We start from the raw sequence: 23,253 nt of genomic DNA on the forward strand, positions 1-23,253 counted from the left end.
GGCCCGGCGCCACGCGCGGCCCGGACGCCACCACCCCCGCTGTCCGCCCCGCGCTTCCCGCACGGTCGATCCGATCGCCACCCACAGCGTGTCCTCTCCTGACGTTGCGGTGAAGCGGAGCGCCCCAGCGACCCAAGGCGACCGTAGTGCCTCCCGGTAGACCCAACAATTGCTCATCGTGTCGTTGCGGCACCCGGGTCGGACGGGTTCCGCCACACGTTCTGATCGCCGCACTGGCCGCACGGACGAGCGCTCTCATCCGGTCGGTGACGGTGGCGCGCGGCGGCCGGCCGACCGAGTGGTCAGTCACCCAACCACCGCACCGTCGACGTGCGGATCCTGCGGTGCGGGTGGGTGAGGCGCCACGCCGCGCCGGACAGCCCGCACGTCAGCGCGAGGGTGAACGAGAACGTGGTGAACGACAGCGAGTCGAACGTGCCGGACACCAGGATCGACGTGACCTGGGCGGCGATCAGCGCGGCGCACAGGTCCCGCTCGGCGGGACGCCGGGCCCGTCGCATCGCGATCGACGCCAGCGTGATGCCGGTGACGTGCAGGCCGGCGAACGCGGCCACCCCCACGATCCCCCCGGTGACCAGCGTGCCGAGCCACTGGTTGTCGAGGATCAGGTAGAGCTCGGGGATCAGCGTGCCGGGCCCCCGGCCGAGCCACGGACGCTGCGAGAACCAGTACGCCACGTACTCGTAGTCCTGCGTGCGGCCCTGGATGCTCGGGTCCTCACCGGCGGAGGCGAACAGCGCCCCCAACGTGCCGAGCAGCCCCGGCTTCACCAGCATGAGCCCGGCCGCCGTGACGACCCCCAGCACCAGGACGTGGTAGCGGGTACGCCAGTTCCAGGCGAGCACGAACACCACGGCGATCGTCACGGCGAGCGCCAACACACCCGTCCGGGACACGGTGAGCGGGATGACCGCCGTGATGAGCAGCGCCAGCAATCCGCTGGTGACGCGCCCGGCCCGCGACGGCGCGAACCGTGCGAAGTGGATCGCGAACGGCACGGCGAGCGCCATGACCGTGCTGAACTCGATGTAGTGCGCCGTCGTGCTCGCGACGCGGAACAGCCCGCCGTCGCCCCGCGCGGCGAAGTCCGCCGCCTCGCCGTGGAAGCGCAGGCCCGGCAGGACCATGTACCGGGTGATGTCGAACGCCGTCACCGACTGGACGAGCCCCACCACGGCGGCGAACCCGGCGGACCAGACCAGCACCCGCAGCACCCCGGCGAAGCGGTGCCAGTTCGGCACCCCGTCGGCGGCGATGAGGACCACGCCGAGGAACTCGATCATGATGATCATGGCGAAGTCCTGCCCGTTCGCCTCCAGCTGCGGCAGCCCGCGGATGGTGCCCGCGAGGTACGACAGCAGGAACGACAACAGGTAGGCGAACGCCGCCCAGCGCATCGGCTGGGACCCGGACATCACCAGGCGGGGGTGCAGGCGGGTCAGCGACCACCAGCAGGCGAGCGCGAACGCCACCAGGAGGGCGGGCCGTCCCGCGAAGGTCAGCTCGGGCGCGATGAGCGTGGCCGGCAGGCAGTACAGCAGGGCCACCATGAGGCTGAGCAGCGCCGCCGCGTCGATGCGCGCCCGCCGCCGACGGCTCGCGTAGGTGCGGACGGCCAGCAGCGACGGCTCAAGGTCCGCCGGGTGCAGGAGGGTGGCGCTCACCGCCCACCGTTTCGGCCCTCACGGCCCGACCACTGGCCGCGGGCCGGCGGCAGGATGACGGTCCGGTCCGCCGCCGGCGCCGCCGTCGGCGGCGTACGCGGAGGGACGTACTCGACGCCCTGCTGCGGGTGCCGGCCCGGCTTCGGTTCGACGGCGACGCGCCGCTCGGCGCCCACGCCGGGCTGCTCCCGCGACCGGTACGCGCCGGGCTCCGGTCCGAGGCGGGCCCGCCGGACCGCCTCGCCGTCGTGCCCGTGCGGCGGGACGTCGACCCGGCGCTGGCCCGGCTCGCGGGCCGCGGCCTCGGCCCGGAGCGCCTCGTCCGCCTCGTCGACGTCCACCCGGCCGCGGCGGCGCTGCCGGCGTCGCAGCAGCACGTCGACGGCGATCGTGCCGGCCGCCGTGATGAGCAGGCCCAGACCGACGATCACCACGAGCACCCGCTTGACCTTCGAGGTGACCGCCTCGACGTCGGCGCCGTCGGTCAGCGTCAGCGTCGTGATGGTGTCCTGCGGCAGCACGCCGAAGCCCTTCTGCTGCTCCGCCACCTCCGCCACGAGCAGCCTGATGACCTCCCGGACCGTCGCCGTGGCCTGCGCCGGCGAGTTGCCGACCGCCTCGACGTAGAGGATCGGCGCCCGGGGGGTCACCTGGACGGTGATGCTGTCGGACAGGCCGGAGTCGGCCAGGCCCTTCAGCGTCTTCTGGTCGAGCACCTTGAGGATCGCCGCGTTGCCGAGCGCCTCCAGCCCGAGATCCCCCCACGGATTCTTCGGCCGCTCCGCCGTCGGCTGCTTCGGGTTCGCCGGCTCGACCGGCCCGGGCGCGGGGATCAGGACGAGGTTGCCGGTGGACCGGTAGTCGGGCTTGACGGACTGGCCGACCAGGGCCGCGGTGAGCACTGACGCCAGCAGGATCGGAAGCGCGACATACCACCGCCGAAACAGCAGGCGGGTCAGATCCCAGAGGTCCATTTTGATCCTTTGGCGTCAGTTGGCCGACGAGTCAGCGCGTAGCTGTCGAGCGGACCCGAAGGCCGTTCGCGCAAGTATCCGATCGGCGTTCAGGTATTGGCAAGGCACCGCGACGCGGGGCCGGGCCCGCCACCTGCGCCACATATCTGATCGGTCGACGTCGCCGACCTTTTCGGCAACGACATCGGCCCGCCCGTCGCGGGTGGACATCCGGCACGCCGTCGCCGGCCGCCCATTCGGCGTCGGGCGCATCGGCCGCCGGAACCCCGGAATCGATCACTGATTAGGGGGTTGCATTCATACGAAACCCGCGAATGCAAGGACCGGTCAGCCACGTCCACATCGGGGATCCACGCGGATCAACCGGCGAAACGGCGAGACGAGAACGCCCTTGCGGCCAGTTGTTCGAAACCTCATCAATCCGGAATCGTTCTCGGAAATGAAGGGGAGGCGTGCCCGCACGGTCGACACCGAGGTCAAGAAGGTGACATGAGAAGCTCCCGCCCGCACATCGCCATCCTCGTCGCCAACCTTCCGGCCGAGCGTGACCGCCGGGTGATCAGGGAGTCCCTCGCCCTGGAGGCCAGCGGGTACGACGTCACGATCATCGCGCCGCGGGGCGACCGGAGCCTCAGGATCCTCCCCGGCAGCCGCGGCACCCGGCTGCGGCCGTACCCGGTGTTCGTCTACGGCTCCGGCGTGCTCTCGTTCGCCCTCGAGTTCGCCTGGTCGTTCCTGTGCATCACCGTGCGGCTGCTCGGCGAGCTGCTGCGCGGCCGGGCGCACGCCGTGCAGGTCTGCAACCCGCCGGACGTCTACTGGCCGCTCGCGCTCCTCTTCCGGGCCCTCGGGCGCCCGTGGGTGTTCGACCACCACGACCTCTGCCCCGAGATCTACGCGACCCGGTCCGGCGGCTCACCCAACCCGCTGGTGTTCCGGCTGCTCACGACGATGGAGTGGCTCACCCTCCGCAGCGCGAGCGCCGTCTTCGCCACCAACGAGTCGTTCCGCGAGAACGCCGTGCGCCGCGGCGTCGCGCCGGAGCGGGTCACGGTGGTGCGCAACGGTCCGGCGGCCGGCGAGATCCGGTCGGCGACCCCGGCACCGGCCGCGACCGGACACCGGATCGTCTACCTCGGGGTGCTCGGCCCGCAGGACAACGTCGAGGGCGCCGTCCTCGCCGCCGGGGTGCTGACCCGGCTGCGCCCCGCCCGGGACTGGCGGCTCGTCATCGCCGGCGACGGCGAGAGCATGCCGGCGCTGCGCAAGCTCGTCGCCGACCGTGGCCTCGGTGACGTCGTCGAGTTCACCGGCTGGCTCGAGGGCACCGAGGTGGACGACCTGCTGCGCACCGGGACGGTGGCGATCCAGCCCGACGAGCCCACCCGGATGAACGAGCTGTCGACCATGGCCAAGACCGTCGAGTACCTGGCGCGGGGCCTCCCGGTGGTGGCCGTGGACCTGATCGAGACGCGGCGCTCCGCCGGAGCCGCCGCCGTCTACGTGCCCCACGGCACGCCGGAGGAGTTCGCCGCCGCGATCGCCGACCTCCTCGACGACGCGCCCCGCCGGGCCCGGATGGCCGAGATCGGCCGCGACCGCTTCGCCCACCAGCTCGCCTGGGAACACCAGAGGGTGGCGTACGTCGACGTGTGGCACCGCCTGCTGGCGCGCCGCCGGCCCACCACCGCGGAGCCCGGCGCCGCGCGTCCCGCCGTGGCCGGAGAGGGCGCGACCCCCGTGACATCACCCGCCGACGCGCCGGAGCCCCGTCGGTGACCAGCGTCGTCATCGCCGCCTACAACGAGGAGGCGGTCATCGGCCGGTGCCTCGACGCGCTGCTCGCCGACGCGCCGCGCGGGACGCTCGACGTCACCGTCGTGGCCAACGGATGCACCGACGCCACCGCCGCCGTGGCCCGCGAGCGCGCCGGCGTACGGGTGCTCGACCTGCCGGTGGCCGGGAAGGCGGCCGCCCTCAACGCCGGCGACGCGGTCGCCGTCGGCTTCCCCCGCGTCTACCTCGACGCCGACGTGGTCCTCTCCCCCGGCGCGCTGCCCGCGCTCGTCGCGGCACTGGACGGCCCCGACGGCGACCCGCCGCTCGCCGTGGTGCCGGGCCGCGCGCTCGACCTGCGTGGCCGTCCCGCGATCGTCCGCGCCTACTACGCGATCAACTCCCGGCTCCCCGCGTTCCGGCACAGCCTCTTCGGCCGGGGCGCCATCGCGCTGTCGGCGGCCGGTCGGGCCCGCTTCGACGCGTTCCCCGCCATGACCGCCGACGACCTCTACCTCGACGGGCTGTTCGCGCCGCACGAGAAGCGTGAGGTCGCCGGCGCCTCCGCCCGGGTGGCCACCCCGCGCCGCACCGGCGACCTGGTCCGCCGCCTGGCACGGGTCCGCGCCGGCAACACCGCGCTGCGCGCCGCGGCCGCGCGGGGCGCGGTCACCACCGTGGCCGTACGCCGGCCGGCCCGCTCGTCGTGGCTGCGCGACGTCGTCCTGCCGCGGCCCTGGCTGGCGCCGGCCGCCGCCTGCTACGTCGGCGTCACGCTCGTGGCCGCGCTGCGCGCCCGGCGCGAGCGGCGGACCGGCGGCGGCGGATGGGGGCGGGACGAGTCGAGCCGGGAGCCGACCCTGGCGAGTGCGGAGAGCGATGGCTGACAGCGACCGCGGACGTGTCGTCAACGTCTGCTTCCACGGCGTCGGCGTGCCCCGGCGCCACCTGGAGCCGGGTGAGGACCGCTACTGGGTGGGCCGGGACGCGTTCCACCGGATCCTCGACGAGGTGGCCACCTGGCCGTCGGTGCGGATCAGCTTCGACGACGGCAACGCCTCCGACGTCGAGATCGGCCTGCCCGCCCTGCTGGCACGCGGCCTGCGCGCCGACTTCTTCGTGCTCGCCGGCCGGCTGGGCGCCCCGGGAAGCCTCGACGAGGACGCCGTCCGCGAGCTGCACGCCCACGGCATGCGCATCGGCACCCACGGCATGCACCACCGCTCGTGGCGGGGCATGGACGCCGGCACCCGGCGGGAGGAGCTGGTCGACGCGCGCGACCGGCTCGCCGCGGTCGTCGGCGGCGGCGTCGACACGGCCGCCTGCCCGCTGGGACGGTACGACCGGGCGCTGCTCTCGCGGCTGCGCGAGCTCGGCTACCGGCGGGTCTACACGAGCGACCGGCGGCCCGCGCGACGCGACGCCTGGCTGCAGCCGCGGTTCAGCGTCCGGCGCGACGACGACGCGACGACGGTGCGCGCCGCCGCCCTGGCGACCCCGCCGGTCGCCCGGCGCCTCCGGTCGGCGGCCGTCGGGTTGGTCAAGCGCTGGCGGTGACCCCGCCTGGACGCGGCCGTGGGCTCGTCACGCCCGGCGGCGACCACGCCCGGCCTGTCACGCCCCGGCGGTGACCGCGCCCGTCGCGGCCGGCGGCTGCACGCTCGCCGGTCCCGGCGTCTCCCGGAGCCGGCGCACGCTGACCAGGGCGCGCGCGGCGTGCCGGCTGCACCGGTTGCCGGCGGCGGCCCGGCTCGCCTCGCGCAGCAGGATCAGCGCCCAGTACACGACGGCCGCCGGCAGGCGGTGACGCCGCCGGTAGAGGCGGACGCGGTTGAGGGTGAGCAGCGCCCACAGGCGCGGCGACGTGGCCGAGTCGCCCTCGAGGTGCCGGGCCCGGGCGCGCGGGGCGAGGACCAGGGCGAAGCCACGGTCACGGGCGCGCAACGCGTACTCGGTCTCCTCCGAGTAGAGGAAGAACGACTCGTCCCACGGACCGCAGGCGTCCCAGCAGGCGCGGTCGATGAGCATGATGGAGCCCTCCGCCCAGTCGACCGTGACCTCCCGCGTGTACCACCGGCGGTCCGTGATCACCTCGCCGAGGCTTCCGATCCGCCCCATCCGGTCGGCGCCGAGCACCGCGTCACCCAGGGCGCGCGGGATCGTCGGCTCCCGGCGCAGGCTCGGGCTGAACCCGCCGTCGGCCCGCACGATCCGCGGCACGGCGATGCCCGCGTTGCGCCGGCGCAGCACCGCGAGCAGCTCCGGTACGCAGTTCGGCGCGAGGCGTACGTCGGGGTTCAGCACGAGCACGGCGTGGTGGGGCGCCGCCGCGGCGACCGCCGCGTTGATGCCGGCCGCGTACCCGCCGTTGCGTCCGGTCTCGACGATCCGCGCCCACGGCGCCTCCCGGCGCAGCACCTCGACGGTGTCGTCGGAGGACGCGTTGTCGGCGACCGTGAGGTGCCAGTCCAGTCCGGCCAGGCCGGGGCCCAGCGACGCCACGAGGTCCGGGACGAACCGCGCGCTGTTGTAGGTGACGACCACGACCGCGATCGTCTCGGGGGTACCGGTCACCTGTGCTCCTGAAATCGCCAGCGTCGATCCGACCGGACCGGCCTGCGGTGCCCATTCTGCGGTGGCCGGCGGACCGCGCGGAACCGCGCCGATCCATTGCTGTGCCGTCGGCCGACGACAATCCGCCTCCGCGTCGGATGCTCTCGGCGGAACTGCGCGCCACCGCGTCGAACGGGCGGACCGGTCGGCCCGAACGTCCGCCTGTGATCCCTTCCTGGCGCCTGATACGTTGCCCCAGCAACGGTTCGGCGCGTCAGGTGGGGAGACAGCAGCCGCGATGGCAGTCCGGGTCACCCCGATCACGAATTCCGATCTGCGCCGCGCGGCGGAGTTCCTCCACACCCATCTGAACGGCCGGGTGTCGGCGGCCGAGTGGGAGCGGTCTGTCCAGGTGCCGTGGACGGTCGACGCGCCCAATCACGGATTCATGCTCGTCGACACGAAACGCGACGGCGCGGTCGTCGGCGTCCACCTCGCGTTCTATTCGGAACGGATGATCGACGGCCGGCCCGAACGGTTCTGCAATCTGGGCGCATGGTGCGTCCTGCCCGAATACCGCATCCACGGCGTACGGCTGTTGAAGGCGCTGCTCGACCAGCCGGACCTGCATTTCACCGACCTCTCGCCCAGCGGCACCGTCGTTCCGATCAACCGCCGGCTGAAGTTCCAGTTCCTCGACACCACGACGGCGCTCATGCCCAACCTCCCGTGGCCGTCGTGGCCGCGCCGGCACCGCGTCAGCGCCGACCCCCGCGTCGTGGAGAGCACGCTGACCGGCTCCGAGCTGCGGCTGTACCGCGACCACGCGGGCACCGCCGCCGCGCACCACCTCGTGCTGCGCAGCGGCGACGAGTGGTGCTACGTCGTCTTCCGCCGGGACCGCCGCAAGCGGCTGCCGCTGTTCGCGTCGATCCTGCACGTCAGCAACCCCGAGCTGTTCCGCCGGATGGCCCGGCCGCTGGCCCGCCACCTCCTGCTGCGCCACCGGATCCCGGCGACCCTCGTGGAGAGCCGGGTGACCGGCCACCGCCCGTGGCCGTCGGTGCTCCTGCGCTCGCCGCGCCGCAAGATGTTCCGCAGCTCCCGGCTGCGCCCGGACCAGATCGACTACCTGTACAGCGAGCTCGTCTGCGTGGCCTGGTGAGCGGACGGCCGGGCACCGGACCGGCGGGAGGAGGGGCGGCGCGGATGCGGACCCACGTGCACGACCTGGTGGCCGAGGCGGCGCACGGACGCGGCGACGCGCCGGCGCTGACCGTCCGGGACACCACGCTGACGTACGCGCAGCTGTGGCGCGAGGTCACCGCCGTGGCCGGCGGCCTGCGCCGCCTCGGCCTCGCGCGCGGCGACCGGGTGGCGGTCTACCTCGACAAGCGGGTCGAGACGGTGGCGGCCGTGTTCGGCACGTCCGCGGCCGGCGGCGTGTTCGTGCCCGTCAACCCGCTGCTGCGGGCCCGGCAGGTCGCGTACATCGCGGCGGACTGCGACGTCCGCGTGCTCGTCACCACGGCCGAGCTGCTGGCCCTGCTGCGCGACGAACTCGACGGCTGCAAGTCGCTCACGCACGTCGTGGTCGTCGGCGCGGCGCCGGCCACCGGTGGGGCGCACTACACGGTCAGCCGCTGGGCCGACCTCGTGGCCGGCGAGGCGGCACCGCCGACCGCCGGCGTCGACACCGACATGGCGGCCATCCTCTACACCTCCGGCAGCACGGGGAAGCCCAAGGGCGTCGTGCTGTCGCACCGGAACCTCGTCGCCGGCGCCGAGAGCGTCAGCCACTACCTCGGCAACACGCCCGACGACGTCATCGCCGCGGTGCTGCCGCTGAGCTTCGACGCGGGCTTCAGCCAGCTCACCACCGGGTTCGCGGCGGGCGCGCACGTCGTGCTCGTGAACTACCTGACCCCGAACGACGTCGTCGCGGCCTGCGCGCGGCACGGCGTGACCGGGCTGACCTGCGTGCCGCCACTGTGGATCCAGCTGGCCGACCGGGCGTGGCCCGAGGCGGCGACCGCCAGGATCCGCTACGTCGCCAACACCGGCGGCCGCATGCCGGCCAGCACCCTGGCGAGGCTCCGGCAGCTCTTCCCGCAGGCCCGGCCCTACCTCATGTACGGGCTCACCGAGGCGTTCCGCTCGACCTACCTCGACCCCGCCGAGGCCGACCGCCGGCCCGACTCCATCGGCAAGGCCATCCCCAACGCCGAGATCCTCGTGGTGCGGCCGGACGGGTCCGAGTGCGCCGCGGGCGAGCCCGGCGAACTGGTGCACCGGGGTCCGCTGGTCGCGCTGGGCTACTGGAACGACCCCGAACGGACCGCCGAGCGGTTCCGGCCGGCGCCGGGCCGCCCCGCCGGGCTGTGCACCCCGGAGGTCGCCGTCTGGTCGGGGGACATCGTGGTCCGCGACGAGGAGGGCTTCCTGTACTTCGTGGGGCGCGGCGACGACATGATCAAGACGTCGGGCTACCGGGTGAGCCCGACGGAGGTCGAAGAGGTGGTGTACGACACCGGTCTCGTCCGGGACGCGGTGGCGATCGGCGTGGACGACCCACGCCTCGGCCAGCGCATCGTCCTGGTGGCCAGCCCGCCCGGCGACGCCGTACTCGACCCGGCCGGCCTGCTCGCCGACCTGCGCCGGCGCCTGCCGCTCTACATGGTGCCGAAGGAGGTCGTCGTGCGCGCGGAGATCCCCCGCTCACCGAACGGCAAGTTCGACCGCAACCTACTGCGCGCGGAGTTGACCAAGACGGCGCGCGAGGCGTCCGAGGCGCGCACCGGGGAGGCGTCGTGACCCACCCGACCATCGCGGCGTTCGGCCGGGCGGCCAACCGTCTCACCGTCGGCGGCGTCCCCGTGGACCGTCTCGCCGAGCGGGTGGGCGGCACCCCCTTCTTCGCGTACGACCGGCGGCTGCTGACCGAGCGGGTCGCGCTCGTCCGGGCGACGCTGCCCGACGACGTCGAACTCGGGTACGCCGTGAAGGCCAACCCGATGCCCGCCGTCGTCCAGCACCTGAGCGGGCTGGTCGACGCGTTCGACGTGGCCTCGGCGCTGGAGATGCGTACGGCGCTGGACACGCCGATGCCGGCCGACCGGGTCAGCTTCGCCGGCCCGGGCAAGACTCCCGCGGAACTCACCCAGGCGGTGGCCGCCGGTGTCACCATCGAGCTGGAGTCCGAGACCGAGGCGGCCCGGGTGGTGGCCACCGGCGAGCGGCTCGGCATCCGGCCGGGGGTCGCCGTCCGGGTCAACCCCGACTTCGCGATCAAGGGATCGGGCATGCGGATGGGCGGCGGACCCCAGCAGTTCGGGGTCGACGCCGAGCGGGTGCCCGCGCTCCTCAAGGAACTCGCCCACGCCGACCTGGACGTCCTGGGCTTCCACATCTTCGCCGGTTCGCAGAACCTGCGGGCCGACATCCTCTGCGCGGCGCAGCGCAACACCGTCGACCTCGCGCTCCGGCTCGCCGCGTACGCCCCGGCCCCCGTCCGCTACCTCAACATCGGCGGCGGCTTCGGGATCCCCTACTTCGAGCGGGACACCCCGCTGGACCTGGCCCCGATCGCCGAGAACCTCGCGGCGCTGCTCGCCGACTCGGTCCGACCGAACCTGCCCGACGCCCGGATGGTCGTCGAGCTGGGCCGCTTCCTCGTCGGCGAGTGCGGCGTGTACGTGACCCGCGTGGTGGACCGGAAGGAGTCACGGGGAAAGGTCTTCCTCGTGGTCGACGGCGGCCTGCACCACCAGCTGGCCGCCTCCGGCAACTTCGGCCAGGTCATCCGCCGCAACTACCCGATCGCCGTCGGCAACCGGATCGACGAGGAGCCCGCCGGGACGGCCACCGTCGTGGGCTGCCTGTGCACGCCGCTCGACCTGCTGGGCGACGACGTGGCGCTGCCGGCCGCGGAGATCGACGACCTCGTCGTCGTGTTCCAGGCCGGCGCCTACGGGCTCACGGCCAGCCCCACCGCCTTCCTGAGCCACCCGGCACCCGCCGAGGTCCTGGTCTGACGAGAGGAACCACCATGGAGCTGACCAACACCGCCCTGGTCGACGACGTGAGGTCGGTCGTCGTGGCGACGCTCGGTGTCGAGGACCGCGCCGACACCCTCGTCCCGTCGACGCCGCTGCTGGGCAGCCTGCCCGAGCTGGACTCGCTGGCCGTCGTGGAGCTGCTCGCCGCCCTGCAGGAGCGGTTCGACATCGAGTTCGACGACGAGGACGTCACCGCCGAGTCGTTCGAGACACTGGGCAGCCTCACGGCGCTCGTCGAGAGCAAGCTCGCCTGACCCTCGACCGCGCCGTCACGGCGTGTCGCAGGGGAGCCGTCGCACCGTCCTGGTCGGCTGGTAGTCCGGCCCGACAGTGACGACGGCCGCCTCCCACGCGGTCACCAGGGAGCAGGCCACGTCGATCGGCCCGTACTCCCACGACCCGTCCACGACGCGCAGGTTGCGGACGGACCCGGGCATGGCGAGACGGAACGGGTACCCGCCGCCCTTGACCAGGAGGCCGTCGACCTCCACCGACGTGTTGCCCTGGTCCGCCGGGTAGAAGAACGGGGCGGTGCCGCCGCAGGACGCGGTCTGCGCCAGTTCCAGCGTGACGTTGCGGACGACCAGTGGCGGCCCGTCGTACCCCTGCACGCCGTCGCCGTGCCAGTCGCCGCACACGTCCGGCGAGGTGACCCGGGCGAAGCTGTCCTCGATCGTGACGCGACCGCAGTCGAGGCTCTTCCCGGCGACACGGAAGCCCTCGGGGCGGCCGTCGATCCGGACCCGCCGGGCCGTGTACCCGCCGGCCTGGATGGCGGGCAGGTCCTCGCTGCGGGTCACCTGCCCCGGGCCGCGGGTCAGCGTGACGTTCTCGACCACCAGCCCGTTGTTGCACGACGGTGTGGAGTCGTTGATGATGCTGCCGCCCTGGAGTTCGACCCGCTGTACCCGCACGTCCCGGGCGGCGACGATGAGGTCCGCGTTGACGAGCCGGATGTCCCTCACCACGGACCCGGCCCGGGTGATCTTCAGATCCGTCGTGCGCGTCTGCTTCGGACGCCAACCCGCCGGGACGCCGGTGGTGGCGGGGTTCGGCCACACCACCGCCGGCCGCGTCCGGTCGGCGGGTTCCCCGCCCCGACCGGCGGACGGGCTGCCCGACGCCGTGGCGGAGGCCGACCCGGAGGCGCGGGGGCTCGCGGACCCGCTGGGCCGTACGGAGGCGCCCGGGCCGGACGGCGTCACGCCGGGCTGGTCGGCGACGGCCGCCGCGTCGGTCTCACCGGCCGGTGCCGAGCCGCGCTGCGTCAGGAACAGCACCGAGCCGGTCACCGCCAGCAGGAGGCCGGCGCCGGCGAGCGCGAGGCGTCTCCCACGGGTCCTGACGGGCTTCGAAATCTGCGACATCGCGGCGAACCTATCTGCTCGGCGGGTGTGCGACGGGGCGCCGCGCGGGACGTCCACGCAGGATCACGGCCGGCACGTGCGGGGGCGGCGGCGTCAGTACGCTCCCGAGCTACGGATGACGGCGCTCAGCGTACGGACGAGGATGACCAGGTCCATGGTGAACGACCAGTTCTCGACATACGACAGGTCCAGGCGGATCGACTCCTCCCAGGACAGGTCCGACCGGCCGGACACCTGCCACAGGCCGGTCAGCCCCGGCTTGACCACCAGCCGCCGGCGCATGTCCGGCGGGTAGTTCGCGACCTCCCGGGGCAGTGGCGGTCGGGGCCCGACCAGCGACATGTCGCCCTTCACCACGTTGATGAGCTGCGGCAGCTCGTCCAGCGAGAACCGGCGCAGCCAGCGCCCCATCGGGGTCACCCGCGGATCGTCGCGGATCTTGAACAGTTCGCCGTCGCTCTCGTTGCGGTCGAACAGCTCGGCCAAGCGCTGCTCGGCGTCCACGTGCATCGTGCGGAACTTGTAGATGACGAACAGGCGGCCGTTGCGGCCCACCCGCTCCTGCCGGAAGATCGCCGGGCCGCCCGCTCCCGGCGCCGTACGGATGAGCAGGGCCAGGAGCAGCAGGACAGGTGCCGCGACCACCAGCAGCAGCAGCGCCGACACGCGGTCGACGATCTCCTTCACGACCCGCCGGCCGCCCTTGAGGCGGGGGTGCTCGACGTGCAGCATCGGCAGCCCATCCACGGGGCGGATCGTGGTGCGGTCGCCGGCCACGTCGACGAGGGTGCTGGCGACGATGAGGTCGACGTCGTCGCGTTCCAGTTGCCAGGCCAGCCGCCGCAGGGCGGCACCGGCCATCTCCGGGCAGGAGAGCACGACCACGGTGTCCGCGCCGGCGCGGCCCACCGCCGCCGCGACGTCGGAGAACGTGCCGAGGACCGGCGGCAGCGGACCGGGGTCGGGCCGGCCGTCCGACTCCGCGTACGGCAGGCACGCGCCGACCACGCCCAGCCCGTGGAACCGCTCACGACGCAACCGGCGGGCCAGCTCGGCGACCGCGGAGCCGTGCCCGACCAGGAGCACCCGGTGCAGCCGTTCGCCGCGGGCCCAGGAACGGTGCAGGCGCTGGCGCAGCGCGTACCGCAGGGCGACACCGGCCACGGTGACCAACGGCATCGCGATAATCACGTATCCCCGGGCCACCCGGAAATCGAACGCGAGGGAAACAACCGCCAGCGTCGCGGTAAGCGCCAGACCCGAACGGAACACCCGGACGTACTCGTCGTTTCCGACGAAGAGGTGCCGTGTTTCGTACGCACGGTTGAGGGCCAGCGCCACCAACCAGGCGAACGGCAGTGTGAGGGTGAGCCAGATATGGGACCGGTGGGACGGCTCGGTGGTGGCCGGGCCGAATCGGAGCCCCAGGGCCACGCCGGCCGACGCCAACCCCACCAGGAGGTCCACCAGGCAGAGAGCGGCGACGTACCGGGCCTTCCAGGAGTGGCGCGCCGGCCCGGCGGCTGCTCCCGGGGGCGCGGCCCAATCGTTGCGGGCGACCGGACCGTCGATTACCTGCGCCATTTCCACCGAATGCACGCCGCCTCCACGTGAAGGTCGACCAGCCATCTGCCGAACGGCCTGCCCGCGGGCACGGGAACTGCGACGCCGGGGCAGACTTACGCCTCCGGAGACAATGGCGCCGGAGGCGTGCGGGAAAACCGATCGAGCACCAGAATGCGGGGGCCGGTCGCGTTTTGCCAGCGTCACTTCCGGCATTTTTGATCCCGAGTCCTATTGACGACACCGCGCGAGCCGGGCGGTGCCCGACCGGCACCCGAACCGCGTCGGGCGGTGGCCCGTACAGGTGCCGGCGACGGCCGTTCGAGCCGGCCCGCGCGGACGTTCGGACGCCAGAAACGCTTGATCGCCGGTCACCGGAGCACCCCGGGCCGCCGGTAGCCTCCCGCCATGGGAATCCCCTCACGCCCCCGGCATTCGGACGAGGCCACCGGCGTCGATCTCCGCGACCCGGCGGCGGCCCCCGCCGGCACCGACGACGTGCCGACCGGAAGCTCGCGCCGGCTCTCCGGTGCGCTGCGCAACCGCCTCGTCGACAGTGAACGGTCCTGGGGCGCCCGACGCCGCCGCGCGCGGGCCGCCTGGCTGTCGGAGACGTTCCCCGACCTCGCCGAGATGTCCGTCATCGACCTCGGGGGCCGCGTGGAGACCTGGACCAGGGCCCTGGTCCGTCCCGCGCACGTGCACGTGGTCAACCTGGAGGGTCCGACCTCCGACGTCCCGGACTGGGCCGAGGTCGACCACGGGGACGCGTGCCGCCTGCCCGCCCACATCGCGGCCCGCCGCTACGACCTCGTCTTCTCGAACTCCGTGGTGGAGCACGTCGGGGGCTACGAACGCCGGCTGCGCTTCGCCGAGTCGGTGCACGCCCTCGCCGACCGGCACTGGGTCCAGACCCCGTACCGCTACTTCCCCGTCGAGCCGCACTGGCTGGCGCCGGGCATGCAGTTCCTGCCACTGCGGGCACGGGTCGCGCTGGCCCGCCGGTGGCCGTTGCAGCACACCGTCGCCGCCAGCCGCGAGGACGCCGTGGCGGAGGTGCTGTGGACGGAACTGCTGGACTACACCCAGATGCGGCACCTGTTCCCCCGGTCCCGGATCAGGACCGAGCGGCTGGCCGGGCTGCCGAAGTCACTGATCGCGGTGGCCGGCTGAGGAATCGCCGCCGGCCGGTCAGGCGGGCAGCTCCAGGACGTACTCCTCGATCTCGCGCCCCCGGCCCGCCGCGTACCCGCGGTCCTCACCCCGGATGACGAACCCGCACTTGCGCAGCACCGCGAGGGAGCCGAGGTTGTCCTTCGCGGCCCGCGCGTGCACGGGACGCTGCGGCAGCTCCCGCAGCAGGGCGTCGAGCGCCAGGGTGGCGTACCCCCGGCCCCAGTGCCCCCGGTCGATCCAGTAGCTCACCTCGGTGCGCTCGCCCACCGGGAAGGCCAGGACGTGGCCGACCACCTCCCCGTCGACGGTGACCGTCCGCGAGACGATGCCGGGGTCGCTGCGGACCCGGTGCCAGTGGTCGGCGAAGGCCCCCCGGTCGGCCGGATCGTCCGCCGTGAAGGCGGCCATGCGGATCGCCTCCGGGTCCAGCTGGTGGCGGTAGAACTCCGGCAGGTCGTCGTCGCGCACGGCCCGAAGGCGCAGGTTGGCGGTCACCCGACGAGGATAGGCCCGACGACCGACAGCCGGGACGAGGCACGGGGTGCCGTCCGGTCCGCCGCCGGCCGCCGGGCCGTCGACCGGGGGCGGGCGCGGCGCCGATCCGGCGCCACCGGCCGGCGGCCAGCGAGACGATGGGCGTATGCGACGCGTACGGAACAGACGGGATCAGGACAGGACGGCGAGCGGCGCCCGGGCCACGGGGGCGCTGGCCGTTTGCGCCCGGGCGGCCGGCGCCAGCGCCGTCGGGGCGCTCGCGGTGTCGGCGCTGGCCGGCGGCGCCGTCGCGGTGGGGGTGCTGTGCGTGGGACGGCTGATGGTGCGCCGGGCGGTGGTGCGCGAGCTGCGGATCGGGCGCCTGGAGGTGGGCGAGCTGGTCGTCCGTGATCGGCAGGCGGCGGCCGGGCAGCCGGCCGCCCCACGGTAGTCACCGGCGGACGACCCGGGACCAATGGCCCGGGACTCGGGACGGGAGCCTCTGACCGTCGCATGCCCCGCGGGGCAGCCTGGGGGTGCGACCGAAGGAGGAACTCATGACCATCAGCACCGGCGCCCCCGTCGTGGTGGGTGTGGACGGCTCCGCCGCCGCCCTGGACGCGGTCCGCGTGGCCGCGCGGGAGGCGGACCACCGCCGGCGTCCGCTGCGGATCGTCCACGCCTTCACCTGGCCGTTCATCGGTGCCACGGTGGGCGCCGCGCCGTTCGCCCCGCCGATCGACGGGCTCCGCGAGCAGGCCGAGACGTTCGTCACCGAGGCGGTGGCCGAGGCCGGCAAGGTGTCCCCCGAGGTGGCGGTCGCTGCCACCGTCGTCGACGGGGCGGCCGTCCCGGCGCTGCTGGCCGAGTCCCGCGACGCCGCGCTGGTGGTGCTCGGGCACCGCGGGCTGGGCGGCCTCGCCGGGCTGCTGATCGGTTCGGTCACCGTGCAGGTCTCCGCCCGCGCGCAGTGCCCGGTGCTGGTCGTACGGGGTGAACCCCGCGCCGACGGCCCGGTCGTGGTGGGTGTGGACGGTTCCGACCTGTCCACCGAGGCGGTCGGCTTCGCGTTCGAGGAGGCGGCCCACCGGGGCACCTCGCTCGTCGCGGTGCACGCCTGGCTCGACCCGGTCGCGGTGCTGCCCGGGGACGTGCTGCCGGTGACCGCGGACGTGGCGGCGCTCGCGGAGGACGAGGAGCGGGTGCTCGCCGAGTCGGTGGCCGGGTGGGCCGAGCGCTACCCGGACGTGCCCGTACGGCGCACGCTCGTCCACGGCTCCCCCGCCCAGGCCCTGGTGGAGGAGTCCCGCGACGCGCAGCTCGTGGTGGTCGGCGCGCACGGTCGCGGGGCGCTGGGCGGGCTGCTGCTCGGCTCGGTCAGCCACGCCGTCCTGCACCACGCGCACTCCCCGCTGGCGATCGTCCGGCGCGCACGCTCGTGAGCAGCGGCCGGGGGGCGACCCGGCGGGTGGAAGAGGCGCGGCCCGGTGACAGGTGCGCGGCGCGCGGGGAAAGACCCACGGGTGAGGGCGTACGCCGCCGACAATGACGTGATCGACCCGTTGGGAGGCCGCATGAACCGACCCGTCGTGGCAGGGGTGGACGGCTCACCGGGAAGCCTCGCGGCCGCGCAGGAGGCGGCCCGGGAGGCGTCCCTGCGGGAGGCTCCCCTGCACCTGGTGCACGGCTACCTGCATCCGCTCGGGTACGGGGTGCCGCTCAACCCGTACGACCTGGGTGTGCCGGCGCCGACCGAGGCGGCGCAGACGATGCTGGAGCAGACCGCCCGGGAGCTGGGCGGCCGCTGGCCGGGGCTGCGGATCGACGTACGTCAGGTGGCCGGCGGCCCGGGCGCGACGCTCGTCGAGGAGTCGCACCACGCGGAGCTGGTGGTGGTCGGCAGCCGCGGCTTGGGCGGCTTCGCCGGCCTGCTGCTCGGCTCCGTCGGCACGCAGGTCGCTGCGCACGCCCACTGCCCGGTGCTGGTCGTGCGCCCGCCGGACGGGCCGGTGCCGGCCGGCGGACCGGTGCTGGTCGGTGTCGACGGCTCGGAGTCCGCCGAGCTGGCCGTCGGCTACGCCGCCGACGAGGCGGTCCGCCGGGGCGTCGCGCTCGTGCTCGCGCACGTGGACACGGACGACGACCGCGCCGGCGAGCAGGCTTCGCCGACCGCCGGCGAGGGGGACGACGCGGCGACCGCACCGGGCGACGCGCCGCCCGCGCTGCTGGCCACCGCGCTCGCCGCGGTCCGCGGCAGCCACCCCGGTCTCACCGTCACCGGCCGGACGCTGCGGGCGTCCTCGGCCGGGCAGGCGCTCGTCGAGGCGAGCGGCGCGGCGACGCTCGTCGTGGTCGGCACCCGCGGCCGGGGCGGGTTCGCCGGCATGCTTCTGGGGTCGGTGAGCCAGGCGCTCGTGCAGCACGCCCGGTGCCCGGTGCTCGTCGCCCACCCGTACGACCGGGCGCCCTGAGCGGGCCGGTCGTACGGGTGGCCGGCGGTCACGTGTCGCGGCGGCCGAGCAGGTCCTCGAAGTTCGTGGTCAGCGCGAACGGGTCGGCCGGCCCGGTGGACGGCGGCCGCCGGTGCACCTGCTCGGCGAGTTCGGCCGCGGACCGCTCGATCCGTGCCCGCAACGCCCCCTCGGCCGCCCCGCCGGACCAGTCCTCGGGCGCGGCGAACACCGCGGTCGGCACCACCACGGCGTGCAGGTACGCGAACAGCGGCCGCAGCGCGTGCTCCAGGGCCAGCGAGTGCCGGGCCGTGCCGCCGGTCGCGGCGATGAGCACCGGACGGTCGACGAGCGCCTCCGCCTCGATCAGGTCGAAGAACGACTTGAACAGCCCGTTGTACGACGCGTTGAAGATCGGCGTGACCGCGATCAGCCCGTCGGCGCCGGTCACCGTGTCGAGGATCGCGCGCAGCGACTCGGACGGGAAGCCGGTGAGCAGGTGGTTCACCACGTCGTGGGCGTGTTCGCGCAGGTCGATGTGGTGCACGTCGACCTGCTCGCCCCGGCCGGCCAGCTCGTCGCCGGTCGCGGCGGCGAGCTGGTCGGCGAGCAGGCGGGTGGACGACGGCTGGCTGAGCCCGGCCGAGACCACCGCGAGGGTGCGTCGGCTCATCGGGCCGCCTCCGGCGCCTTGCCCGTCACGTCGTCGACGGCGTGGACGGTGCCGTCCTTGGCGCCGCCCGCGGCGGCGACCAGCGAGGCGTGGGTCGGCGCCTCCGGCACGTGCGCCGGACGCAGCGCGTCGAACTCCTTGCGCAGCACGGGGACGACCTCCTCGCCGAGCAGGTCGAGCTGCTCCAGCACGGTCTTCAGCGGCAGTCCGGCGTGGTCCATGAGGAAGAGCTGGCGCTGGTAGTCGCCCACGTACTCGCGGAACGTCAGCGTGCGGTCGATGACCTGCTGCGGGCTGCCCACGGTCAGCGGCGTCTCCCGGGTGAACTCCTCCAGCGACGGCCCGTGCCCGTAGACGGGGGCGTTGTCGAAGTACGGCCGGAACTCGCGGACCGCGTCCTGCGAGTTCTTGCGCATGAACACCTGCCCGCCGAGGCCGACGATGGCCTGGTCGGCGGAGCCGTGGCCGTAGTGCTCGAACCGCTGGCGGTAGAGCCCGACCATCCGCTGGGTGTGCTCCTTGGGCCAGAAGATGTGGTTGGCGAAGAAGCCGTCACCGTAGTAGGCGGCCTGCTCGGCGATCTCGGGGCTGCGGATCGAGCCGTGCCACACGAACGGCGGCACGCCGTCGAGGGGGCGCGGGGTCGAGGTGAACGACTGCAACGGGGTGCGGAAGCGTCCCTTCCAGTCGACCACGTCCTCCCGCCACAGGCGGCGCAGCAGGTCGTAGTTCTCGATGGCCAGCGGGATCCCGTTGCGGATGTCCTGGCCGAACCACGGGTAGACCGGGCCCGTGTTGCCCCGCCCCATCATCAGGTCGACCCGGCCGTCGGCGAGGTGCTGCAGCATCGCGTAGTCCTCGGCGATCTTCACGGGGTCGTTGGTGGTGATGAGGGTGGTGGACGTGGACAGCAGCAGCCGCTTCGTACGGGCCGCGATGTAGCCGAGCATGGTGGTCGGCGACGAGGGCACGAACGGCGGGTTGTGGTGCTCGCCGGTCGCGAAGACGTCGAGCCCGACCTCCTCGGCCTTCAGGGCGATGGTCACCATCGCCTTGATCCGCTCGTGCTCCGTCGGCTCCCGACCGGTGGTCGGGTCGACCGTGACGTCGCCGACGGTGAAGACTCCGAACTGCATGACGAGCTCCTCGGGTTGTCGGTCGGGGCCCTGGCGGACCCGGACGCACCCGACAACATATTTGACGAGTCAAGAATTCCGCGCGTGCCGCGCGCGCCCGTGGCGCGGGTCACGTCCGCCGCCCGCACCGGGGTACCCGCGCCCGGGCCCCGCGACACCGGTGCGGGCGCCCCTCACCGGCGCCCGCGCGGCACGTGCCGGCGGTAGGTGCTCACGGTCGGGTCTCCGGCGATCCAGAAACGCCACGGCACGTCGTGCGCCCCGGTGACACCGACCCGCGGGCCGGCGCACACCTCCGACGGCGGCACCGGTTCCACGGCGGGGCGCAGCCGGACCGGCCCGTCGCCCAGCAGGTACCGCCCGTAGACCGTACGGTCGATGCCGAGCGCCGCGCAGAGCCGGGCGGGTCCGCGCGCGAGATCGACGTCCCGGCGTACGGCGGTGCGCCGCTCCCGGGCCACGTCGAGGCCGTCGACCACCTCGCCGGCCCGCAGCAGGACCGCCGAGGCCTCCCCGTCCGGCCCGGTGACCACGTTCATGCACCAGTGCATGCCGTAGGTGAAGTACACGTACGCGTGCCCCGCCGGCCCGAACATCACGCTGTTGCGCGGAGTGCGCCCCCGGTGCGCGTGCGACGCCGGGTCGCCCGCCGTGCCGGCGTACGCCTCGACCTCGGTGATCCGCACCGTCACGCCGCCCGCGGAGAGCCGGCAGCCGAGCAGGCCGCGGGCCGCCGGCACCACCGGGCCGGCGAGCAGGTCGGCGAGCGCCGCCAGGGCGGGATCGGCGGCGGCGTCGCCGGGGAGCAGGTCCATGCCCCGACCGTACCCAGCCGGCCGCGCCCGATCCGGACCCGCCCTGGGCGGATATCAATAAGACGTTGACAACGGGTTGTTGAAGGAGTGGAATCGGGGGCATGACCGAGCCGTTCACCACGCCCGACGCCGCACGGACCCGCGCCCACCGCACCCACGCCGCACTCCAGCGCATCAGCGAGCGGCACGCCGGCACCGACGCCCGCCGGCGCCGCTACGCGCACCCGTACGTCGTTGACCCGTGGGAGGCCGTCGCCCTCGTCACCGCCCTCGCGGCGGGCGGAGCGGAACTGGACGACGGGGAGGAGCCGGTGGACGAGGCCGACCTCACCGCCGCGCTGACCCTCGTGCCGCACGTCCGCGCCGAACTCGACGCGCTCGAGGCGGGACTGCTCACCCTCGCCCGGGACCGGGGGCTCACCTGGCAGGCCATCGCGTTCGGGCTGGGCCTGGGCAGCGCGCAGGCCGCCCAGCAGCGCTACGACCGGCTCACCGCCCGCACCGCCGACTGACCACGCCCCAGGGATGGGCGGCGGCTCCCACGGCAGCCGCCCCGCGACAGGCCGCGCCGGAACCGCCGGCTGTCGGTGGGTACGGGCACACTGGCCGGGAGACCGAGCGACGGGAGGGACGATGCAGCGCGAGGAGATGCTGGCGTACTGCCTGGCGAAGCCGGGCGCCTGGCTGGACCAGCCCTGGGAGGGCGACGAGGTGGTCAAGGTGGGCAGCCGGATCTTCGCCTTCCTCGGCTCCCCCGGCCCCACCCCGACCGTCGGCGTCAAGTGCGGCCCCGACCGGGAGGTGGCCGACGAGTGGCTGCACCGCTACCCGGAGGACGCGCGCGTGATGCCCTACATCGGGCGCTCCGGGTGGAACACGCTGCGGCTCGACGGGGCGATCGACGACGAGGAACTCTTCGAGGCGGTCGACGGGTCGTACGACGCGGTCGTCGCGAAGCTGCCGAAGCGGGAACGACCGACGGCCTGACCGCGTGCGGCGCCTGACCGCGTGCGGCGCCGACGGACGGCACCGCGCCCCGGGGTCGGGGCGCGGTGCCCACACGTCAGGTACGCGCGGTGACCGCGCTCAGCGCGGCACGACCCGCTCGGCCGCCCACTCCCGCCAGCCGGTCAGCTTGTCCGCGGCCGCGGCGAGCTGGTCGGCGACCGGGCCCGGCCCGGTGGAGCCGGGCGTCGTCCGGGCGGCGAGCGCCGAACGCACCGACAGCACGTCGCGCACCGACGGGTCGAGGTGCTCGCTCACCGCGGCCAGGTCGGCGTCGGAGACCTCGTCGAGGGCGCAGTCGCGGGCCACGCAGAGCGCGACGAGCTTCCCCGTGATCTCGTGCGCGTCCCGGAACGGCACACCCTTGCGCACCAGCCAGTCGGCGACCTCGGTGGCCAGCGAGTAGCCCACCGGCGCGGCGGCCACCAGCCGGTCGACGCGCACCGTCATCGTGGAGATCATCCCGGCGAGGGCCGGCAGCAGCAGTTCGAGGGTGTCGACCGCGTCGAAGGCCGGCTCCTTGTCCTCCTGCATGTCCCGGTCGTACGTCATCGGCAGGCCCTTGAGCATGGTGAGCACGCTCATCAGGCCGCCGACGAGACGGCCCGACTTGCCGCGGGCCAGCTCGGCGATGTCCGCGTTCTTCTTCTGCGGCATGATCGACGAGCCGGTGGCGAACGCGTCGTCCAGCTCCACCCAGCCGAACTCCTGCGACGTCCAGAGCACCACCTCCTCGCCGAGGCGGGACAGATGCACCCCGATCATCGCGGTGACGAAGAGGAACTCGGCCACGAAGTCCCGGTCGGCCACGGCGTCCATCGAGTTGGCGAAGGACGTGCGGAAACCCAGCTCCTTCGACACCGCGACCGGGTCCAGCGGCAGGCCCGAGCCGGCGAGCGCGCCGGCGCCGAGCGGGCTGATGGCGGCCCGCTCGTCCCAGTCCCGCAGCCGCTCCAGGTCGCGCAGCAGCGGCTGGACGTGGGCGAGCAGCCAGTGCCCGAAGGTGACCGGCTGGGCGTGCTGGAGGTGCGTCATGCCGGGCGCGGCGGTCTCCACGTGCCGCTCCGCCTGCTCGACCAGCGCCTCGGCCAGCTCGACCAGCCGGGCCGCCACACCCCGGGCGTGGTCGCGCAGGTAGAGCCGCAGGTCCGTGGCGACCTGGTCGTTGCGGGAGCGGCCCGCCCGCAGCTTCCCGCCGAGGCTGCCGAGCCGCTCCAGCAGCCCGCGCTCCAGCGCGGTGTGCACGTCCTCGTCGTCGACGGTCGGGCGGAACTGCCCGGAGGCGCACGCCGCCTCCAGGTCGTCCAGCGCCGCGAGGATCCTGCCCAGCTCCTCCGGGTCCAGCAGGCCGGCCCCGGCGAGGACCCGGGCGTGCGCCCGGGAGCCGGCGATGTCGTACGGGGCCAGCCGCCAGTCGAACTGCACGCTCACCGACAGCCGGGCCAGCGCCTCGGAGGGGCCGCCGGCGAACCGGCCGCCCCACAGGCTCGTACGGTTGGTGGCGGCGCTGTTCTCGGTCAGGCTCTTGTCGTCCACCCCGTCCATTTT

General features: G+C 74.1%; 23 protein-coding genes. 13 read left to right on the plus strand and 10 right to left on the minus strand.

The genetic code is table 11. The features are described from left to right. Positions 1–302: 302 nt before the first annotated feature. Both D7I43_RS25965 and D7I43_RS25970 read right to left on the minus strand, forming a co-directional pair. Positions 303–1,685: an O-antigen ligase family protein gene (locus D7I43_RS25965; RefSeq protein ID WP_120331197.1), complete on the minus strand. Its 1,383-nt coding sequence runs from the start codon at positions 1,683–1,685 to the stop codon at positions 303–305. Then, positions 1,682–2,659 (minus strand): GumC domain-containing protein, encoded by a 978-nt coding sequence (locus tag D7I43_RS25970; RefSeq protein WP_120331198.1) that lies wholly within the window; start codon positions 2,657–2,659, stop codon positions 1,682–1,684. The genes D7I43_RS25965 and D7I43_RS25970 overlap by 4 nt, the downstream gene beginning before the upstream one ends. Before the next feature lie 489 nt (positions 2,660–3,148). Here D7I43_RS25970 and D7I43_RS25975 point away from each other — a divergent pair, with 489 nt between their 5' ends. The 3 genes from D7I43_RS25975 to D7I43_RS25985 are packed head-to-tail and all read left to right on the plus strand — an operon-like array spanning position 3,149 to position 5,992. Next, on the plus strand, positions 3,149–4,438 hold the full coding sequence (locus D7I43_RS25975; RefSeq protein ID WP_120331199.1) for a glycosyltransferase family 4 protein: 1,290 nt from the start codon (positions 3,149–3,151) through the stop codon (positions 4,436–4,438). After that, on the plus strand, positions 4,435–5,322 hold the full coding sequence (locus D7I43_RS25980) for a glycosyltransferase family 2 protein (RefSeq protein WP_120331200.1): 888 nt from the start codon (positions 4,435–4,437) through the stop codon (positions 5,320–5,322). The genes D7I43_RS25975 and D7I43_RS25980 overlap by 4 nt, the downstream gene beginning before the upstream one ends. Beyond that, positions 5,315–5,992, plus strand: a complete 678-nt coding sequence (locus D7I43_RS25985; protein WP_120331201.1) for a polysaccharide deacetylase family protein — start codon at positions 5,315–5,317, stop codon at positions 5,990–5,992. The genes D7I43_RS25980 and D7I43_RS25985 overlap by 8 nt, the downstream gene beginning before the upstream one ends. Positions 5,993–6,049: 57 nt before the next feature. Here D7I43_RS25985 and D7I43_RS25990 read toward each other — a convergent pair whose 3' ends face one another. Further along, a complete protein-coding gene (locus tag D7I43_RS25990; protein WP_120331202.1) occupies positions 6,050–7,009 on the minus strand; it encodes a glycosyltransferase in 960 nt (319 codons plus the stop codon). 277 nt (positions 7,010–7,286) lie between these two features. Between D7I43_RS25990 and D7I43_RS25995 the strand changes: the two genes are divergently transcribed. The 4 genes from D7I43_RS25995 to D7I43_RS26010 are packed head-to-tail and all read left to right on the plus strand — an operon-like array spanning position 7,287 to position 11,300. After that, positions 7,287–8,153, plus strand: a complete 867-nt coding sequence (locus D7I43_RS25995; RefSeq protein ID WP_192902278.1) for a hypothetical protein — start codon at positions 7,287–7,289, stop codon at positions 8,151–8,153. A gap of 44 nt (positions 8,154–8,197) precedes the next feature. Then, complete coding sequence (locus tag D7I43_RS26000; protein ID WP_120331203.1) at positions 8,198–9,802, plus strand: acyl-CoA ligase (AMP-forming), exosortase A system-associated; 1,605 nt, start codon at positions 8,198–8,200, stop codon at positions 9,800–9,802. Continuing rightward, positions 9,799–11,022 (plus strand): pyridoxal-dependent decarboxylase, exosortase A system-associated, encoded by a 1,224-nt coding sequence (locus tag D7I43_RS26005; protein ID WP_120331204.1) that lies wholly within the window; start codon positions 9,799–9,801, stop codon positions 11,020–11,022. Before D7I43_RS26000 ends, D7I43_RS26005 begins: the two co-directional genes overlap by 4 nt. Before the next feature lie 14 nt (positions 11,023–11,036). Next, the gene (locus D7I43_RS26010) at positions 11,037–11,300 is read left to right on the plus strand and encodes an acyl carrier protein (protein WP_120331205.1); all 264 of its coding nucleotides are present in this window, start codon (positions 11,037–11,039) and stop codon (positions 11,298–11,300) included. Positions 11,301–11,315: 15 nt separating this feature from the next. On the opposite strand, the gene D7I43_RS26015 is transcribed toward D7I43_RS26010, so the two are convergent. Then, positions 11,316–12,413: a hypothetical protein gene (locus D7I43_RS26015; protein WP_120331206.1), complete on the minus strand. Its 1,098-nt coding sequence runs from the start codon at positions 12,411–12,413 to the stop codon at positions 11,316–11,318. Positions 12,414–12,506: 93 nt separating this feature from the next. Continuing rightward, a complete protein-coding gene (locus tag D7I43_RS26020; protein ID WP_120331207.1) occupies positions 12,507–13,997 on the minus strand; it encodes a sugar transferase in 1,491 nt (496 codons plus the stop codon). A 612-nt stretch (positions 13,998–14,609) separates the two neighbouring features. Between D7I43_RS26020 and D7I43_RS26025 the strand changes: the two genes are divergently transcribed. After that, complete coding sequence (locus tag D7I43_RS26025; protein ID WP_240033167.1) at positions 14,610–15,149, plus strand: class I SAM-dependent methyltransferase; 540 nt, start codon at positions 14,610–14,612, stop codon at positions 15,147–15,149. Positions 15,150–15,167: 18 nt separating this feature from the next. Here the strand turns inward: D7I43_RS26025 and D7I43_RS26030 are convergent, their stop codons facing one another. After that, positions 15,168–15,647, minus strand: a complete 480-nt coding sequence (locus tag D7I43_RS26030) for a GNAT family N-acetyltransferase (protein ID WP_120331208.1) — start codon at positions 15,645–15,647, stop codon at positions 15,168–15,170. Positions 15,648–15,792: 145 nt separating this feature from the next. Between D7I43_RS26030 and D7I43_RS26035 the strand changes: the two genes are divergently transcribed. From D7I43_RS26035 to D7I43_RS26045, 3 genes are all read left to right on the plus strand, one after another. Next, a complete protein-coding gene (locus tag D7I43_RS26035; protein WP_120331209.1) occupies positions 15,793–16,077 on the plus strand; it encodes a hypothetical protein in 285 nt (94 codons plus the stop codon). 106 nt (positions 16,078–16,183) lie between these two features. Beyond that, positions 16,184–17,068, plus strand: coding sequence for a universal stress protein (locus D7I43_RS26040; protein WP_120331210.1), 885 nt, complete (start codon positions 16,184–16,186; stop codon positions 17,066–17,068). Between the two features lie 132 nt (positions 17,069–17,200). Beyond that, positions 17,201–18,097: a universal stress protein gene (locus D7I43_RS26045; RefSeq protein ID WP_120331211.1), complete on the plus strand. Its 897-nt coding sequence runs from the start codon at positions 17,201–17,203 to the stop codon at positions 18,095–18,097. 28 nt (positions 18,098–18,125) lie between these two features. Here D7I43_RS26045 and D7I43_RS26050 read toward each other — a convergent pair whose 3' ends face one another. The 3 genes from D7I43_RS26050 to D7I43_RS26060 all read right to left on the minus strand — a co-directional run bounded on the left by D7I43_RS26050 (position 18,126) and on the right by D7I43_RS26060 (position 20,700). Continuing rightward, entirely contained in the window at positions 18,126–18,749 is a 624-nt protein-coding gene (locus tag D7I43_RS26050; protein WP_120331212.1) for an FMN reductase, read from the minus strand. Next, complete coding sequence (locus tag D7I43_RS26055; RefSeq protein ID WP_120331213.1) at positions 18,746–19,885, minus strand: LLM class flavin-dependent oxidoreductase; 1,140 nt, start codon at positions 19,883–19,885, stop codon at positions 18,746–18,748. Before D7I43_RS26055 ends, D7I43_RS26050 begins: the two co-directional genes overlap by 4 nt. A gap of 173 nt (positions 19,886–20,058) precedes the next feature. Then, entirely contained in the window at positions 20,059–20,700 is a 642-nt protein-coding gene (locus tag D7I43_RS26060; protein ID WP_120331214.1) for a DNA-3-methyladenine glycosylase, read from the minus strand. A 101-nt stretch (positions 20,701–20,801) separates the two neighbouring features. Between D7I43_RS26060 and D7I43_RS26065 the strand changes: the two genes are divergently transcribed. After that, entirely contained in the window at positions 20,802–21,212 is a 411-nt protein-coding gene (locus D7I43_RS26065) for a DNA-binding protein (RefSeq protein WP_120331215.1), read from the plus strand. Positions 21,213–21,333: 121 nt separating this feature from the next. Continuing rightward, entirely contained in the window at positions 21,334–21,687 is a 354-nt protein-coding gene (locus D7I43_RS26070; RefSeq protein WP_120331216.1) for an MmcQ/YjbR family DNA-binding protein, read from the plus strand. 99 nt (positions 21,688–21,786) lie between these two features. On the opposite strand, the gene argH is transcribed toward D7I43_RS26070, so the two are convergent. Further along, the gene (argH, locus tag D7I43_RS26075; RefSeq protein ID WP_120331217.1) at positions 21,787–23,250 is read right to left on the minus strand and encodes an argininosuccinate lyase; all 1,464 of its coding nucleotides are present in this window, start codon (positions 23,248–23,250) and stop codon (positions 21,787–21,789) included. Positions 23,251–23,253: the final 3 nt, after the last annotated feature.

This window comes from Micromonospora globbae (assembly GCF_003610785.1).
GTDB lineage: Bacteria > Actinomycetota > Actinomycetes > Mycobacteriales > Micromonosporaceae > Micromonospora > Micromonospora globbae.